The organism is Streptomyces sp. NPDC050625 (genome assembly GCF_040654755.1).
In the GTDB taxonomy this organism is placed as follows: domain Bacteria; phylum Actinomycetota; class Actinomycetes; order Streptomycetales; family Streptomycetaceae; genus Streptomyces.
In genome coordinates, this window is the sequence record NZ_JBFAIQ010000008.1 from 247,328 (window position 1) to 261,791 (window position 14,464).

General features: G+C 68.8%; 16 protein-coding genes and 3 pseudogenes. 11 read left to right on the plus strand and 8 right to left on the minus strand.

Translation table 11 applies throughout. From position 1 onward, the window contains the following. Window positions 1–208: 208 nt before the first annotated feature. Both AB0I54_RS21455 and AB0I54_RS21460 read left to right on the plus strand, forming a co-directional pair. Window positions 209–362, plus strand: a pseudogene (locus AB0I54_RS21455) (acyl-ACP desaturase); the annotation flags it as partial. A gap of 403 nt (window positions 363–765) precedes the next feature. Then, on the plus strand, window positions 766–1,059 hold the full coding sequence (locus tag AB0I54_RS21460; RefSeq protein ID WP_363297651.1) for a hypothetical protein: 294 nt from the start codon (window positions 766–768) through the stop codon (window positions 1,057–1,059). A 16-nt stretch (window positions 1,060–1,075) separates the two neighbouring features. On the opposite strand, the gene AB0I54_RS21465 is transcribed toward AB0I54_RS21460, so the two are convergent. Both AB0I54_RS21465 and ctaD read right to left on the minus strand, forming a co-directional pair. Next, window positions 1,076–1,426, minus strand: a complete 351-nt coding sequence (locus AB0I54_RS21465; protein WP_363297652.1) for a hypothetical protein — start codon at window positions 1,424–1,426, stop codon at window positions 1,076–1,078. Beyond that, window positions 1,423–3,156, minus strand: coding sequence for a cytochrome c oxidase subunit I (gene ctaD, locus AB0I54_RS21470; protein WP_363297653.1), 1,734 nt, complete (start codon window positions 3,154–3,156; stop codon window positions 1,423–1,425). Before ctaD ends, AB0I54_RS21465 begins: the two co-directional genes overlap by 4 nt. A gap of 300 nt (window positions 3,157–3,456) precedes the next feature. Between ctaD and AB0I54_RS21475 the strand changes: the two genes are divergently transcribed. Further along, window positions 3,457–3,753 carry a hypothetical protein gene (locus tag AB0I54_RS21475; protein ID WP_363297654.1) on the plus strand — a complete coding sequence of 99 codons (297 nt, stop codon included), beginning with the start codon at window positions 3,457–3,459 and terminating at the stop codon, window positions 3,751–3,753. Between the two features lie 156 nt (window positions 3,754–3,909). Here the strand turns inward: AB0I54_RS21475 and AB0I54_RS21480 are convergent, their stop codons facing one another. Beyond that, entirely contained in the window at window positions 3,910–4,332 is a 423-nt protein-coding gene (locus AB0I54_RS21480) for an Hsp20/alpha crystallin family protein (protein ID WP_363297655.1), read from the minus strand. 143 nt (window positions 4,333–4,475) lie between these two features. On the opposite strand from AB0I54_RS21480, the gene AB0I54_RS21485 reads away from it, so the two are divergent. Continuing rightward, on the plus strand, window positions 4,476–4,775 hold the full coding sequence (locus AB0I54_RS21485) for a DUF1918 domain-containing protein (protein WP_363297656.1): 300 nt from the start codon (window positions 4,476–4,478) through the stop codon (window positions 4,773–4,775). Window positions 4,776–5,447: 672 nt separating this feature from the next. On the opposite strand, the pseudogene AB0I54_RS21490 reads toward AB0I54_RS21485, so the two are convergent. Beyond that, window positions 5,448–5,888: pseudogene (locus AB0I54_RS21490) on the minus strand (universal stress protein); the annotation flags it as partial. A gap of 542 nt (window positions 5,889–6,430) precedes the next feature. Between AB0I54_RS21490 and AB0I54_RS21495 the strand changes: the two are divergent. Together AB0I54_RS21495 and AB0I54_RS21500 are read left to right on the plus strand one after the other, a co-directional pair. Further along, window positions 6,431–6,571, plus strand: a complete 141-nt coding sequence (locus AB0I54_RS21495; protein ID WP_363297657.1) for a hypothetical protein — start codon at window positions 6,431–6,433, stop codon at window positions 6,569–6,571. 28 nt (window positions 6,572–6,599) lie between these two features. Beyond that, window positions 6,600–6,887: a DUF1876 domain-containing protein gene (locus AB0I54_RS21500; RefSeq protein ID WP_363297658.1), complete on the plus strand. Its 288-nt coding sequence runs from the start codon at window positions 6,600–6,602 to the stop codon at window positions 6,885–6,887. 27 nt (window positions 6,888–6,914) lie between these two features. Here the strand turns inward: AB0I54_RS21500 and AB0I54_RS21505 are convergent. After that, window positions 6,915–7,232: pseudogene (locus tag AB0I54_RS21505) on the minus strand (CBS domain-containing protein); the annotation flags it as partial. Between the two features lie 196 nt (window positions 7,233–7,428). Continuing rightward, the gene (locus AB0I54_RS21510; protein ID WP_363297659.1) at window positions 7,429–7,914 is read right to left on the minus strand and encodes a hypothetical protein; all 486 of its coding nucleotides are present in this window, start codon (window positions 7,912–7,914) and stop codon (window positions 7,429–7,431) included. Window positions 7,915–8,285: 371 nt separating this feature from the next. Here AB0I54_RS21510 and AB0I54_RS21515 point away from each other — a divergent pair, with 371 nt between their 5' ends. From AB0I54_RS21515 to AB0I54_RS21530, 4 genes are all read left to right on the plus strand, one after another. Beyond that, window positions 8,286–9,878 (plus strand): oleate hydratase, encoded by a 1,593-nt coding sequence (locus AB0I54_RS21515; RefSeq protein ID WP_363297660.1) that lies wholly within the window; start codon window positions 8,286–8,288, stop codon window positions 9,876–9,878. Between the two features lie 143 nt (window positions 9,879–10,021). Beyond that, a complete protein-coding gene (locus AB0I54_RS21520; protein ID WP_363297661.1) occupies window positions 10,022–10,951 on the plus strand; it encodes a hypothetical protein in 930 nt (309 codons plus the stop codon). A gap of 95 nt (window positions 10,952–11,046) precedes the next feature. Beyond that, window positions 11,047–11,610, plus strand: coding sequence for a hypothetical protein (locus AB0I54_RS21525; protein WP_363297662.1), 564 nt, complete (start codon window positions 11,047–11,049; stop codon window positions 11,608–11,610). 302 nt (window positions 11,611–11,912) lie between these two features. Continuing rightward, window positions 11,913–12,734, plus strand: coding sequence for a hypothetical protein (locus AB0I54_RS21530; protein WP_363297663.1), 822 nt, complete (start codon window positions 11,913–11,915; stop codon window positions 12,732–12,734). Between the two features lie 64 nt (window positions 12,735–12,798). Here the strand turns inward: AB0I54_RS21530 and AB0I54_RS21535 are convergent, their stop codons facing one another. Further along, window positions 12,799–13,374 (minus strand): TIGR03086 family metal-binding protein, encoded by a 576-nt coding sequence (locus AB0I54_RS21535; protein ID WP_363297664.1) that lies wholly within the window; start codon window positions 13,372–13,374, stop codon window positions 12,799–12,801. 73 nt (window positions 13,375–13,447) lie between these two features. On the opposite strand from AB0I54_RS21535, the gene AB0I54_RS21540 reads away from it, so the two are divergent. Next, the gene (locus AB0I54_RS21540) at window positions 13,448–13,903 is read left to right on the plus strand and encodes a MarR family transcriptional regulator (protein ID WP_363297665.1); all 456 of its coding nucleotides are present in this window, start codon (window positions 13,448–13,450) and stop codon (window positions 13,901–13,903) included. Between the two features lie 91 nt (window positions 13,904–13,994). Here AB0I54_RS21540 and AB0I54_RS21545 read toward each other — a convergent pair whose 3' ends face one another. After that, window positions 13,995–14,390, minus strand: coding sequence for a hypothetical protein (locus tag AB0I54_RS21545; RefSeq protein ID WP_363297666.1), 396 nt, complete (start codon window positions 14,388–14,390; stop codon window positions 13,995–13,997). Window positions 14,391–14,464: the final 74 nt, after the last annotated feature.

The window sequence follows — 14,464 nt, forward strand, 5'->3', positions numbered from 1 at the left end:
ATGTCCTCCCAGGGAGCGCAGGACCCTGAGCAGGGGGTTCCGGCTCAGATCCATGGTCATCGATCAAGCGGCCCACCGCATGCCGAGTGGCACGCCGCCGATCCGGCCCGGTCCCTCATCCACCGGTGCGGGTGGCCACCAACGGAGCGGGTCAAACCTAGCCGAATCCACCCAGTACAACGCGGCACGGACAGGCTTCCGGGAGTGGATGCCACATGAGTACGTTCCCTGGAGCCGGGGCCGGGGACATCGACGGGCCGCTGGGCGGGCAGCCGTGGTCACCGGAGCAGTCGCCGCTGACCGAGGTGGGCCGGGTGTCGCTCTTGGTCAACCTGCTGACAGAGGACAACCTGCCCAGTTACCGCGAAGAAGGGCTGAACCGCCCGGCGTGGGCGTCTGGTTGAGGGGTGTCAGTCCCGCGGCGGACACGCACGTTCGACAAAGGCGGGCGAGGGTGCGGCCACCCCCGCATGCGAGGGCGCCGAAGCGCCCTGGTGCGTACCGAATGCGCCGGTCAGTCTCCATCCCGGACGGGGGAACGAGGAGCCGCAGAGGCCGACGCATCCGGCCGCTGTGCCAGCCAACCACCGAGCACGCGGGGCGTACAGGGCCGAACGGCCCCTCTGCACCAGGGCCGGACGGCGGCTGCACCGTGATGCGATAGTTGCCTGTCTCCCGGCCTCCGCCGTATCGCCGTGGTCGCGCTGCCACGGGTGGGTGAGCGGCGGGTGTGCCCGTACCCGCCCCGTGAAGAGGAGCCGCCAGATGCCCCGTCTCGCGTTCTACGCCGCCGTCGTCTCCGTACTGTCCGCGACCGCCGCCGCACTGTCCTTCGCCCGGGGCACGTGGGCAGTGGCCATCGTCTGGATCCTGCTGACCGGGCTCACCTCCAACATGGCCTGGTACTGGCACCGGCGTCCGGCCAGGGGCAGGATTCTCCGCGCGGCGGGTCCCGGCGGCCTGCGGGCTTGCGATGAACCGGGCCTCGTGCCGGATGCGGCACTTGCGGGGTGCACGGGCGCCGGGGCGTGCGGTGTCTGTGTGAAGAGGATCTGCTGACGGTCGCCGGTGCCTCTCAGCGCATCAGCAGCAGCGAAGCGACGGAGACAGTGGCCGCTTGCAGGGCCAGGGCAGTAGCGAAGCCCCGGCGTCTGAGGCAGTCATAGCGATGCTGGTATTCCTGGCGGAGCTGCAGTGCGCGTTGAGCCGTGCGGGTGATGGCTGCGCGGGAAAGGTCGAGCTGGCGACGGGTGAAGAGGTCGACCACGACTTCCCTCTGCGCGGTTGTCAGCCAATCCAGTTCATCAGCAAAGGATTCTGCTTCCGTGCGGGCTCGCTCGACCTCGCCCTGCCACAGCAGGTAACCCTCCACCCTGGCGATGCCGGCCTGGACCGCATCGTCGTCCGCCGCCATCTCGGCACTCACGGCAGTTCCCTCGCCTCCGCGGTCCCGCCGGGACCCTGGTACCACTCCGCCTCCTGCATCGCGATGTTGGGGTGGTGCAGGTCGAACGCCGGGGATTCACTGCGGATCCGCGGCAGGGTGACGAAGTTGTGCCGCGGCGGCGGGCAGGAGGTCGCCCACTCAAGGGAGCGGCCGTAGCCCCACGGGTCGTCGACGCCCACCGGCTTGCCGTACTTGGACGTCTTCCACACGTTGTAGAAGAACGGCAGGAGCGACATACCGAGCAGGAACGAGCTGATCGACGAGACCGTGTTCAGGGCGGTGAAGCCGTCCGACGCCAGGTAGTCGGCGTAGCGCCGGGGCATGCCCTCGACACCCAGCCAGTGCTGGACCAGGAACGTGCCGTGGAAACCGACGAACAGCGTCCAGAAAGTCATCTTGCCGAGGCGCTCGTCCAGCATCTTGCCGGTGAACTTCGGCCACCAGAAGTGGAATCCGGCGAACATCGCGAAGACCACCGTACCGAAGACCACGTAGTGGAAGTGCGCCACGACGAAGTACGAGTCCGAGACGTGGAAGTCCATCGGCGGCGAGGCCAGGATGACGCCGGTCAGACCGCCGAAGAGGAAAGTGACCAGGAATCCGGTCGTCCAGAGCATGGGCGTTTCGAAGGACAGACTTCCCTTCCACATCGTGCCGATCCAGTTGAAGAATTTCACGCCGGTCGGGACCGCGATCAGGAAGGTCATGAAGGAGAAGAACGGGAGCAGCACACCGCCGGTGACGTACATGTGGTGGGCCCATACGGTCGCGGACAGACCGGCGATGGCGATGGTCGCGGCGATCAGACCCATGTAGCCGAACATCGGCTTGCGGGAGAAGACCGGGATGATCTCAGAAACGATACCGAAGAACGGCAGCGCGATGATGTACACCTCGGGATGGCCGAAGAACCAGAAGAGGTGCTGCCACAACAGGGCACCTCCGTTGGCCGGGGCGAAGATGAGCGATCCGAACTTCCGGTCGCATTCGAGGGCGAAGAGAGCGGCCGCGAGGACCGGGAAGACCAGAAGGACCAGCACTGCCGTCAGCAGCACATTCCAGCAGAAGATCGGCATGCGGAACATGGTCAGACCCGGGGCGCGCATGCAGATGATCGTGGTGATGAAGTTGACCGAGCCGAGGATGGTGCCGAAGCCGGAGAACGCCAGTCCCATGATGCCCATGTCAGCGCCGAGGCCCGGCGTGTGGATCGCGTCCGACAGGGGTGCGTACATGAACCAGCCGAAGTCGGGGGCGCCCTGAGGGGTGAGGAAACTGGCTGCCGCGATGAGCGACCCGAAGAGGTACATCCAGTAGGCGAACATGTTCAGCCGCGGGAACGCCACGTCGGGTGCACCGATCTGCAGCGGCATGATCCAGTTCGTGAACCCGGCGAACAGCGGCGTCGCGAACATCAGCAGCATGACCAGGCCGTGCATCGTGAAAGCCTGGTTGAACTGCTCGTTCGAAAGGATCTGCAGGCCCGGACGAGCCAGCTCGGCGCGCATGAGCAACGCCATCACGCCGCCGACGCAGAAGAAAGCGAACGACGTGATCAGATACAGCGTTCCGATCGTCTTGTGGTCCGTGGTGGTCAGCCATTTCACGGCCACATTGCCCGGCTGGCTGCGCCGTAGCGGCAATTCGTTCTCGTACACCTCCTCCTCTGTTGCAGCGGCGCCGCCCTGAGATCCGTTGGAGATACTCACAGTCTGTTCGTCTCCGAGCTTCCGAAAAGCAGTGACCGACAACGCAGCCGCGAGAGCGGCGTCGTTCCGGCGCGACGGTACTGACACCCGCGCCGGTATCAATCAGGCTCGCTGACCTTCGCCATCAGTCACCACTGGGACTCATCCATTAGGCGCAGGCGTCCTCGACGCCGTAGCACAGGCCGACCACGAGGCGTCGGTGCCGTTCGCTTCCGGACATCGACGGCGTCGAGGCGTGCCGGCGGCTACGGGCCCGGTCGGACGCCGCGATCATCGCGCTGACCGCGCGGGTGAGGAGGCGTGCTGGATGCCGCGGCCCGGGCGGGCGACTGCGCCGGGGTGTACGACGCTGCCGGGCGCGTGGTGGCCGGTACGCGCAGGCGTGACCTGGACAGCGCCCGTCCGCTCCCCGACGGAGCCCAACCGCCCAATACCGCACTCGCGCACGCCGAGACGGCCTACCGTGCCGTGGTCCGCGCCGCCGCGGAGTGCGTCGCTCACCAGGCAGCCGCCGAGTTGCTCGCCGCCGAAGCCGGACGGAACCGGCAGCGGGTTCGCTCCCTACGCCGACATTGGATCCCCCGGCTACGGCGCTGACTGGCGTCCCTGGAACTGGCATTGGAGGAGACCGAACACGACGAAGCGGTACGACGCCGCTGGGCCGCTTCCCACGGGGCCCGGTGAGGGCGGCGCGAGGAGCGCACGACGATGGCGGGCCCCTGCCCGAGCCCGCCACCTTGCCGGCAACTGCCGTCAGTTGCCCTGCTGGATCTGGATGTGCTTGGCCTCCGCCTTCTCGGCGCCCAGGCCGACGCTGACAGTGAGCATGCCGTCGGTGTAGTCGGCCTTGACGTCGTCCTCGTCGGCGCCCGGCGGCAGCGTCACGCTGCGGCTCATCGTGCCGTACCGGATCTCGTTGTGGGTTTTCGTGACGTCCTTCTCGGTGCGTTCGGCCTGAACGGTCAGGACGCCGTCACTGATGAAGACGTCGAGGTCCCCGGGGGACATGCCCGGAAGCTCCGCTCGCATCACGTAGCGGTCGTCCTCCATGAAGTCCTCGATGCGAATCGTGTACAGGTCACCCATCGTGGGCATCGCGAACCGGGCCGGAAGGTTCTCGAACCAGTCCGGCAACTCCGGGAACGCGAACCTCTGCCTGCGTGCCAGTGTGGCCATCGCCGTACCTCCTCGGCGGTTGTCCAGCCTGCCGACACTTCCAGTCCAGCACGGACGGGCCCGTACCGCTAAGTCCGAACAGCCCATGGCACGGTCCCTGAAGTTCCCCCATGGTGGGCCTGACAGGGACCGGACGAGGACCAATGGCTCCTGGAAACGGCGCCTCGATGCGCGCCCGCATGTGCGACGAGATGGTCGTGCGCGGCACCACGGCCGGGGTCGCCGCATGGGACGGCGAGATCGTGGAGCTCCACCATCGGGACGGCAGCGCGTCGTACGACGTCCGCTGGGCCGAGGACGCGCGGGTGACCCTGTACTTCCCGGGACCCGACGCCTCCATCAGGCATCTGACGCCCGAGCCGCACCCGGCAAGCGCGTCCGCGCACGCATCGCCGGCTCCCGACCAGCCCTTGGCCGGAGGCTGCCGTGTCGTGGCCCGGTGATCGCCGGCCGATCGTGGTGGGCGTCGATCCCGACCCCGGGCCGGCGAGGGCGCCCGCCGTCGGCTGCCGTTGCGTCCGGTCCACGACTCAGGCGTGCCGACCAGGGGCTATAGGTTGCGTGAAATGCCGACCTGGGAGGAATGGGGCGAGGCGTTAGGCGAGGCCGGAAGGCAGGGTTCTGTCGCCGAGGGCGACGCCGTGCGCGCTCTGTGTGAGCAGAGCCGCGACGCAACGGCTGTCGTGCTGGGCTCGCGACATCTGAGCCGGGTCCAAGAAGCGTGGCGCCGAGCTGCGCACCCTGGGAGACGGGCCCCTGAGGATCTTCGCCGAACACGCCCCGCAGCAGGAAGTACGCCGACTGCTCCACGAGACCGTGGTCGGCCGCCACCCCCGCTACCCGGAGGTGAACCTCCACCAATCGCCGTTCCGTCGAAGCCGACGTGAGGACGAGGTCGGTACGCCCTGGGTGACCCGGCGGATGACCGAGTCCACCGTCGGCTCCGTTCTCGTCGTCGAGGGCGGGACCCTGCGCGGCAACCTGTTCCCGGACGTGTTCCGGCGGCTGGCCGACCTGCTCGGACCGTCGCCTGGAGCGTGCTCCAGGCGCCACCCGGGCCGCCCTCCTCATCGGTCCGGGGTACCGGCCGCGGTGACTGCCCGCGCGGGCCGGGCTCAGTCATGAGGGACGACGGCGACGGGGCAGCGCCCGTGATGAACGGCGGCCTGCGCCACGGGACCCAGGTGGGGCGCCAGACCATGACGATGCCTGCGTCGGCCCACGACCAGCAGCGCGGCTCCTTCGGCAGAGCGAAATCGAGCCGGGTGTCGGAGGAACCGTGCAGGTTCAGTGCCACGACGACACGGCTCGCGGGTGCCGCGGACGGCCCCTGTTCCGGGGGTGCGGCGCGGACCAGCACCACCGGTCCCTCCGCCCGTGCCGCGACGGGCATGCTGACATCACCCAGGAAATAGCTCTCCACGCGCTCCAGACCACGCGAACCGAGCACCGTCATCTCGCTTCGCCCTGTAGTTCTGATCGACTTCCGCGGGGACACGGGGCGGTTCCGGCGCCAGCGGCGGCCACGCGTGCAGCAGGCGCAGGGTGAGCTTGCGGTGGTTGCATGGCGGCGCCCTCCGTCTCGTAAGAAGCTGGAAATGACGGTGGACGGCTCCGTTCGAGTGACCGGCCCGGACATCGCCCCGTGTGCCGAACGCGGTGCGTTCTCTCATTTGAGCATCACCCCGATCCCCTCCGCGGCGCATGTGGACCTGTGGAGAAGGGACCGGAGGCCGGCCGGTCCACAGGGACCTTCGGCCCGGTGACCGGAGCCCACCGCTGTTCGACTGTGGACGAGGGGGAACGGACCAGCAACGTGCTGGAGGCCGCATCATGAGCGCACACGGTTCGCCGTCCGCATCCGGTCCGCCCCGGCCCCACAAGGGGGACGCACGCCATGGGACGAACCCGCTGAGGCGTACGTCCGACAAGTTCGAATCCTGGTTCGGCCGGGTGCTGATGCTCGTCCTCCCTTTCGTCGAACCGGGAACACACAAGGGTGTCACGGTACGGGTGTGGGTGAACCGGGACGGAGACATTACCGGTGCACCGATGAACGTTGCCGCCGCGAAGGCCAACGGCTGGTTCGTGGGGTGTCATGGCGGCGCTCGGTGTGGCCGCCGGGATCTACGCCGTACGGGCAGCCCTGCGCCTGGCGCTGAACCGGAGAAGGTACGCGCAGCGGGACACCGAATGGGACCTGGTGGAGCCGCTGTGGTCCGCCCGCTTCCACCGGTGACCGATGGGCCGGAGTGAGGAGGAAGACCATGTCGCACACGGCTGAATGGAAAGTTCGTCTCCACCTTTTCGAAGACGACGACGGAACGACCAAGGCACAGGTGGTGCTCGACACCGGCGCCACGGCGTTCACCGGCCACGGAACCGCGCACTGTCATCCGGCGGACACGAACGTGCCGGAGATCGGTGACGAACTGGCGGCAGGCCGGGCCATGCACGACCTCGCCCACCAGCTGCTGAACGTCGCCGGACACGACATCCAGGCCATGGGTGCGTCGCGGCCGAGCACCCGTGAGCCCGTTGGATGGCCCATGTGAAACCCGCCCCTGTAAAACCCGGCGGACTCAAGAAGTGGAGGGGGAACAGCCGACATCGTCCGTCCTGTGGTCGATGTGGCCAGCGACCGACACAACGCCGTCGACACCACGGCACAGGTGCTCCATGACGGGGATCATGCTGCGGAACTCCACGGAACCGCAGCGCCGCAGCACGTCCGCGGTGATCTCGTCACAGATGGCGTCGTCACGGCGCAGGAAGATCCGCAGTAGATCGCCACGGCTGACGATGCCCAGGAGCCGGTCCGCCTCGTCCACCACGAGCAGCCGCTTGACATGCTGGGCCTCCACAAGACGCGCGGCCTCCACCACGTTCCACTCCGGACGGACGACGTCCCGAGCGCGACGAACGCCGCGCGCTGCTTTGCGGACACGGTGTCGGGCACGTCGCACAAGCGCACTCAACACGCCCGCGCCACTCGGTAGTTGGGACGACGCAACGTTGGCGGGCAGCTCGACGCGCTGCCCCCGGCGATCCACCGGCGGCACCGCGGGCGCTAATCACTGCATGGTTCCTCCAGCATCACCGCGACCTGGCATGCCGCAATCCGGCTGAAGGCCGACCGGTTCGTATACGGCCATCGGCCGACGCTGTCACCGCGGCGGCCTCCCCCGCGCCGCCGGCGAGCACCGCTGCAGTGAACGCGATCAACGGGACCTTCCAGCCCCATGGGGCGAATGTGATCACCGGTACGAGGAACAGGGCATGAACAGAAGACACGGCGAACGCCGCTCGTGCCCAGCCTCCGCCGGCTGCCGGATGATGAGCGGAGGCCCGGTGGCGCCACCACAGTCCGGCTGACAGCGCCGCAACGGCGGCCATCACGGCAGCACCCAGCCGCGCCAGATCGGCATCCGTCACGCCGGAGTCGAGCGGGGCCGGATCAGCGGTGCGCACGCTCAACAGGACCGTGGCCCAACCGACGGCCGCGCCGGCCAGCAACAGGGCCAGAACGTCCGCCCGCCGTCCGGCCCAAGACGCCGGGCGAGCTGTGGTGTTCGATTCCACGCTTCCCTCCATGCTTCCCTCCATGCCTCGTCCTGACCGCCGTTCGGAGCCGGGACACGTGATCAGCCAGCGTCTGCAGAATATATCGGTAGCCGGTATATGGCCGATGCCTGAACATACAACCGGTCGGCGCCGGAAAGCGACCGCCCGGCCCGGGCCCCTCGGCATGCCGGCAGGGACGACCGGCCCCTGCCGACGTGATCACCGCACGAGTTGACTGAGTACTACCAGCGCCTCGCCGCGATCGGCCTGAGCACAGCGGAGACGCGCTGTGCATCGCACTGCCCGCGGCACGGCGGACGGTGTGGTGCACGGGATTGTGAACACAGTCGGCCGCCCGTATCCCGGGCCGGCAGAAACGGAGGGACGTCATGACCGACGCTCCGCGCCCATCCCACGCCTACCTGGTCGGCGGCGGCATCGCCTCCCTCGCGGCGGCGGCCTTCCTGATCCGGGACGGCGGTCTGCCGGGCGAGAACATCCACATCCTGGAGGAGCTCCCGGTCGCCGGCGGCTCGATGGACGGTCGCGAGGAGCCCGGCGGATACGTCACCCGGGGCGGCCGGATGCTGGAGGAGGAGGCGTACACATGCCTGTGGAACCTCCTGGAGACGATCCCCACCCTGACCGACGAGTCGGTATCGGTGCGCAAGGAGATCACCGAGTTCAACGCCAAGTGGCCCACCGACGCCAAGGCCCGCCTGATCGGCAAGGGTGCCGTGATTCTCGACGCCGCCGACTACGGTCTCGACGCGCGTGACCGGCTGGAGCTCATGCGTCTGCTGGTGCTGCCCGAGTCGGTGATCGGGGCCCGCCGGATCGAGGACTTCTTCTCCCCGCACTTCTTCGCCACCAACTTCTGGACGATGTGGCGCACCACCTTCGCCTTCCAGAACTGGCACAGCGCCATCGAGCTCAAGCGCTATCTGCTCCGCTTCATGCAGGAGTTCCCGCGCATGCACACCCTGGCCGGGGTGCGCCGCACCCGCCTCAACCAGTACGACTCGATCATCCGCCCGATACGGGTCTGGCTGGAGGAGCGCGGCGTGCGCTGCGAGCACGGAGTGCGCGTCACCGACGTCGACTTCACCACCGAGGGCGACGGCACCCGCCGGGCCATCCGCCTGCACCTCGACCGGGCCGGGCAGGGCGACTCCTACGAACTCGGCGCCGACGACTACGCGTTCCTCACCCTCGGCTCGATGACCGCCGACGCGGCCTACGGCAGCGACACGGCCGCACCCGAATTGGTGCGCGACAAGCGCGACGGGGACTGGCGGCTGTGGGAGGCCATCGCCGGCAAGGCCGACGACTTCGGCCGGCCCACGGCGTTCAACGGCAACGTGGACGAGGCCAAGTGGGAGTCCTTCACACTCACCATGCGCAGCCCGCTGCTGCTGCACCGCATCGAGGAGCTGTCCGGCAACCTGCCCGGCACCGGCGCGCTGATGACGTTCAAGGACTCCAACTGGCTGATGTCGATCGTCGTGCCGCATGCCCCTCACTTCGAGGGCCAGCCGGAGGACGTGTACACCGTGTGGGGCTACGGCCTGTTCGTCGACCGCGAGGGCGACTTCGTCGGCAAGCCGATGGCCGAGGCCACCGGCCGGGAGATCCTCACCGAACTGCTGGGCCACCTGGGCCTGTCGGACATCGAGGAGCAGGTCGCGGCGACCACCACGGTGATCCCGGTGATGATGCCTTACATCACCAGCCAGTTCGCCCCACGCACGACACACGACCGGCCGCTGGTCATCCCGCGCGGCGCGGCGAACTTCGCCTTCCTGGGCCAGTTCACGGAGATCCCGGAGGACGTGGTCTTCACCGTTGAGTACTCGGTGCGCGGCGCCATGCACGCCGTCTACGGCCTGCTCGGCCTCGACGACCGTGAGATACCCGGCATCCACCACGCCCTGGCGGATCCGCGGACCGCCTTCGACGTGCTCGCAGCCGCCCTGGCCTGAGCACGCAGAGCCGCTTTGACGTGCGTGGTTCCCATGTGGGCCAGTCCCTTCCGCCCGGTCGGCGGGCGGAAGGGACTCAAGGTCGTCAAACCCTGCCCGGCGGCCTGGCCGGCTGCCCGACGTGAGAGGACACGGGGTGTGCGATGAGCGATCTACCCATCCGGCACAGGACGTACGAAACGCCGTACACGCGAACCAGCGCGCACACGCTCGCCCGGCTGCTCGGCGGTGGACTGCTCGTCCTCGCGGCGTTGCTCGTGGCCGGTACGCTGCTCGGTCCCGTCGGCTTCGCGGCGATCCGCTACCCGATCCCCGGCCACGGGGCGCTGATGAGCCAGCTCGTGGCCCTGGACGTCTTCTCGGTCGCGATCGTCGCTCCCTTGGCCGTCTGCGCCGCCGTCCTCGTACTGCGCCGGCACCCGCTGGGCGGCGTGCTCGCCCTCGCACCCAGCATGTATACGGCGTACATGGTTCCGCAGTACGTGCTGGGACCGCAGTACCTGCGCTACGACGGCAACAGCGAGGCGTTCTTCCCCCTGCAGCTGGCGTTGTTCGTTCTCGGCTGGACCACCGCCCTTCTCGCCTGGCAGCAGATCGACCCGGCAACCTGGACGCCGCCCGGCCGACGGGAACGCCTCACCGGCGGCGTGTTGATCCCGCTCCTGGCGATCGTGACCTTCACTCGGTACGCGCCGGCCATCCTCGACGTCGCCGGCACGCACCCGTCGGCCGCCGACTACCAGGAGGGCCCCGGCTACTTCTGGACCATCGCGCTGCTCGACCTCGGCGTGGGCCTGCCCGCCGCCGTCGCCGCCATCGCCGGGATGCGCCACGGCAGCCCATGGGCCCGCAAGGTCGCCCTGGCGCTGTCGGCCTGGCTGGCCCTGATCGGCCCGGCCGTCGCAGCCATGGCGATCAGTGCATGGCTGCGGGACGTCCCCGGCGCGTCCGCCGGGCAGGCCGCCACGATGACGGCCCTCGGTCTGCTCTTCGCCGGGCTCGGTCTCACCCTGCTCACCGCTGTGCGGCCGGCCGCGTCGCGGGCACGGCACAAGGAGTGTGAGAACGGATGACGGTCCGGCTCCTCAACCAATTCACATCCTCGTGGGGTTGGTACGAATCCGGCGATGTCGTTCCCTGTCACGGTGCGCCCTTCTAATCTCGGTGCATGGACTGGTTAATGGCCGCGTGGGTGGGGGTGGCCGGTGGCGCCACCATGGAGGCGGTCGACGTCATCAAGTCCGTCAAGTGGCACCACAAGATGCCGTGGAACGTCCAGCCGGACACGATCGAACCGCCTCGACGCCTGCCCGATGTACGGCCGGGCGAGGAGCAGTTGCCCGCACCCGGCTGGCGGGGCTATTGCGTGGCCACAGTGCTGCGGTTGTTCGTGAGCGGAGCCCCGACAGGCGTCCTCGCCGCGACGTACCCGCACAGTGTGAACCCGCTCGTGGCCTACATGGTCGGCCTGGGGGCGCTGTCAGTGGTTCAACAACTCGCCACGCTGGTACCGCTGGCGGTCAGGAGCGCGGGTCGTGCCGCGATGGGCGGTGTGGCCGAAGAGGCGCAGCAACAGGCGGTCGAGTGGCGGGTGCAGCAGCCGAACGGTCTCGGCCAGAGCAATGGCATTCCCGACATGACACGACCAGGCGGTAGTCCCCCGCACATTCCGCAGCCAGACACGGGCATCACCGCACAGCAGGGACCGTCGGACCCAGGGGGGCAGGCATGACGCCGGCTGCTGAATCCTTCACCGGCCGCGTCCTGGCCGTGCTCTCTCGCCGGTCTCCAGGCTTTCGGCCACCCGCTGCACCGTCCAGGCCGACCGTCACAGGCGTGCAAACTGCCGGGCGCCGTCTGCCCACTTCAGCCTTGCGGACCTGGATGCACCTGACGATGGCACGCAAGGCATCCGCGCGGAGTGAGGCAGGAGAAAAGGCGACGGCACAGCACCCCGATGCCACGAGCGGCTCCACCACGCCGCAACGTCTGCCGGGCGAGAACCGCCAGGCAGACGGCATACGGAGGGAGCGGGTGGCTGATCAGCACTTGCTGAACGAGGACCGCCAGGACTATGAGCGGTTACTCGACGAGGCGCTGCGCTCCGCACCGCACCGCCCGGAACTGGCCGCTGTGGGACAGCGGCTGAACATCGAACAACTGCGCACCATGGCGCTCAACGCCACCACGCTCGTCACGGCGGCCGCGGCGACCGAGTACCAGCACTATGTGACGGTCCGGGACGAACTACGCCAACCGGCGTCGTCCACCCGGTCGTCAACCCGCTCGTCCACCCCGCCGTCCACGCCGTCGTCCGGCGGTGAATCCGGCTCCGGTGAGCCGGACGTCACGGGCGCGATGGGCCTCGCCACCACCCCCGGCGAGGCCGCCGAGACCACCGGCGCGGGCGCCGTCGCCGTCGTAGCGGTCCTCGCCCCCGTCCTCGCCGGAACCGCCACAGCGATATTCCTGATCATCGGCTACATCCTGAAGGCGCTTGACCCCGAGCCGGCGTTCACCCAGACCATGCTGGCCGCGGGATGGGTGTTCGGCGCCGTGACCGCCGCGTCGATTGTCGTCGCGGCAGTCGGGTTGCTGCTCACCGCCCTGCGCGACAGCTCCTCACTGGACGCCGGAGCCTACGGCGAGGCGAACGGGGAGGTGGCCCGGGCCAGGGAAGCCTGGCGGGAAGCCTTGCTGGAACGCGGCATCCTCCCCTTCCTGGAGCGAGCCCTCGCCAACCCCGCCACCGCGTCCGGCCTGCGCCGGACACCGACTCCGGCACCGCACCCAAGGTGGTCGAACCCGGACTGTACGAACCCGGAATTCGGGGGCCCGGAACACCAACCAGAATGACCCGGGCCGGGGATGATCGGCCCTCCGCCCGCCCTTCTCGACCTTCGCTGTGTGCCCGCCACGCCTAGGACGGGGAGCGGCCCAGGTGCAAGAGGATCCGGGTCAGAGCGTCGGAGTCGGCGGGTTCGGGGAGGCTCGGGGCGAAGGCGGCATCCGGCCGCATGCGACGGGCATCGTCGGGGACGGCCAGCGCGATGGGGAGCGCGGCATCCAGGATGTCGGGGTCCGGGGTGAAGGGCAGATCGAGGGCACGAGCGACGTCCCAGGCGTGGACGACGTAGTCGATGAAGTGGAAGCCGATGGCCCGGATCGCCGGGAAGGTTGCGCCTGCGCCGAACTCGGGGAGGGCGAACTCCTGTTCCTCCGCGCTGACTTCGGCTAATGCGGTCAGGACGGTCTCTGCGGCGGCAAGGTATCGCGCGACGGCCTCCGGCCCCGGCGCCTCGGCCTTCCAATGGGCCAGGTCACCGCCGTCGGCTCGCGCCGCCGCCGCGAACCCCCGATGCTGGGCCGCCATGTGCGCGAGCAGCTCGCCCAGATTCCAGGCCGAGCAGGGGGTCGGACGACTGAGGTCCTTCACACTCACCCGGCGGACCACGGCGATGCTCTCGCGCACCGCACGGTCGTCGAAAGCCTTCATGACACTTAAGTTCATACGCATGCGCTTACGATAAGCAGGTACCTACTATGGGTCAACGAGTATCTTCTTCCCCATGGCTGGGAACACCGCATCCAAAGGGCGCCCCGACCTGGCGGCGATGATCGTCCCGCTGGGCCGCGCGCTGGTGGCCGCCGAGTTGCCGGTGCTGCGCCGGCACGGACTGGCCATGTGGGCGTACGCGGTGCTGCTCAGGCTCGACGACCCACCGGTACGGACGCAGGCCGCCTTGGCACGAGACATCGGTGCGGACAAGACGCGGATCATCGGCGTCCTCGACGACCTGGAGGAACGTGGACTGATCCGCCGGCAGCCCGATCCGGCGGACCGGCGGGCGCGCCTCCTCTCCCTCACCCCGGCGGGACGCCAACTGCGCGACACGGTCCAGGCGGCGATCCAACAGCGCGAGGAGCGACTGCTGGCGCGCCTGCCGGAGGAGGATCGGCGCGGCTTCCTGAACGCGCTACAGGCCCTCGCCGCGCTGCCTCCCTCCGAGATCAGCGGGGCCTAGGAACTGACAAAGGCGCAGGCTGGTCTCTTCGGCAGTGCGACATGTGCGGATTACGCTGGAGACTTCTCCGTGCCGGAGCCCGCCACCATCGCTACCGTCCCGTCAGACGCCGGTGCCACCAGCCGACCCCGGAGTTGACGGGCGCCATCGGATCCGGCAGTGTCCGCCGCTCGAATTCCTCGTCGAGTCGCGCCACGATCTGCCGAAGCTCACGGCGGGCACGTACCGGCAAGGCCCTCAGGATGGCTTCCACGTTGTCCCGGCCGGCCAGCGGATCATGGCACGGACAGTCCGCGAGCGGCACATAGAGCCGACGCCCGGGGCACCGCAGGAACTGCTCGAACTGGTCGAAGGAATCGCGCAGGCAACCGGGCCAGAACCGGTCGGCCTCCAGGCGCCGGACAGCAGCCTGAGCACTGCGCCCAAGCCCCGAAATCCGGCTGAACCGCCGGGAAACACCCCGGACCAACTGCGTCTGGGCGCGCAACGCGCCGGGCGACCTACGCGGCATCGGCCTTTCGGATCAAAGTCACGTCGACATCATGCCACGCGGGCAGCTGC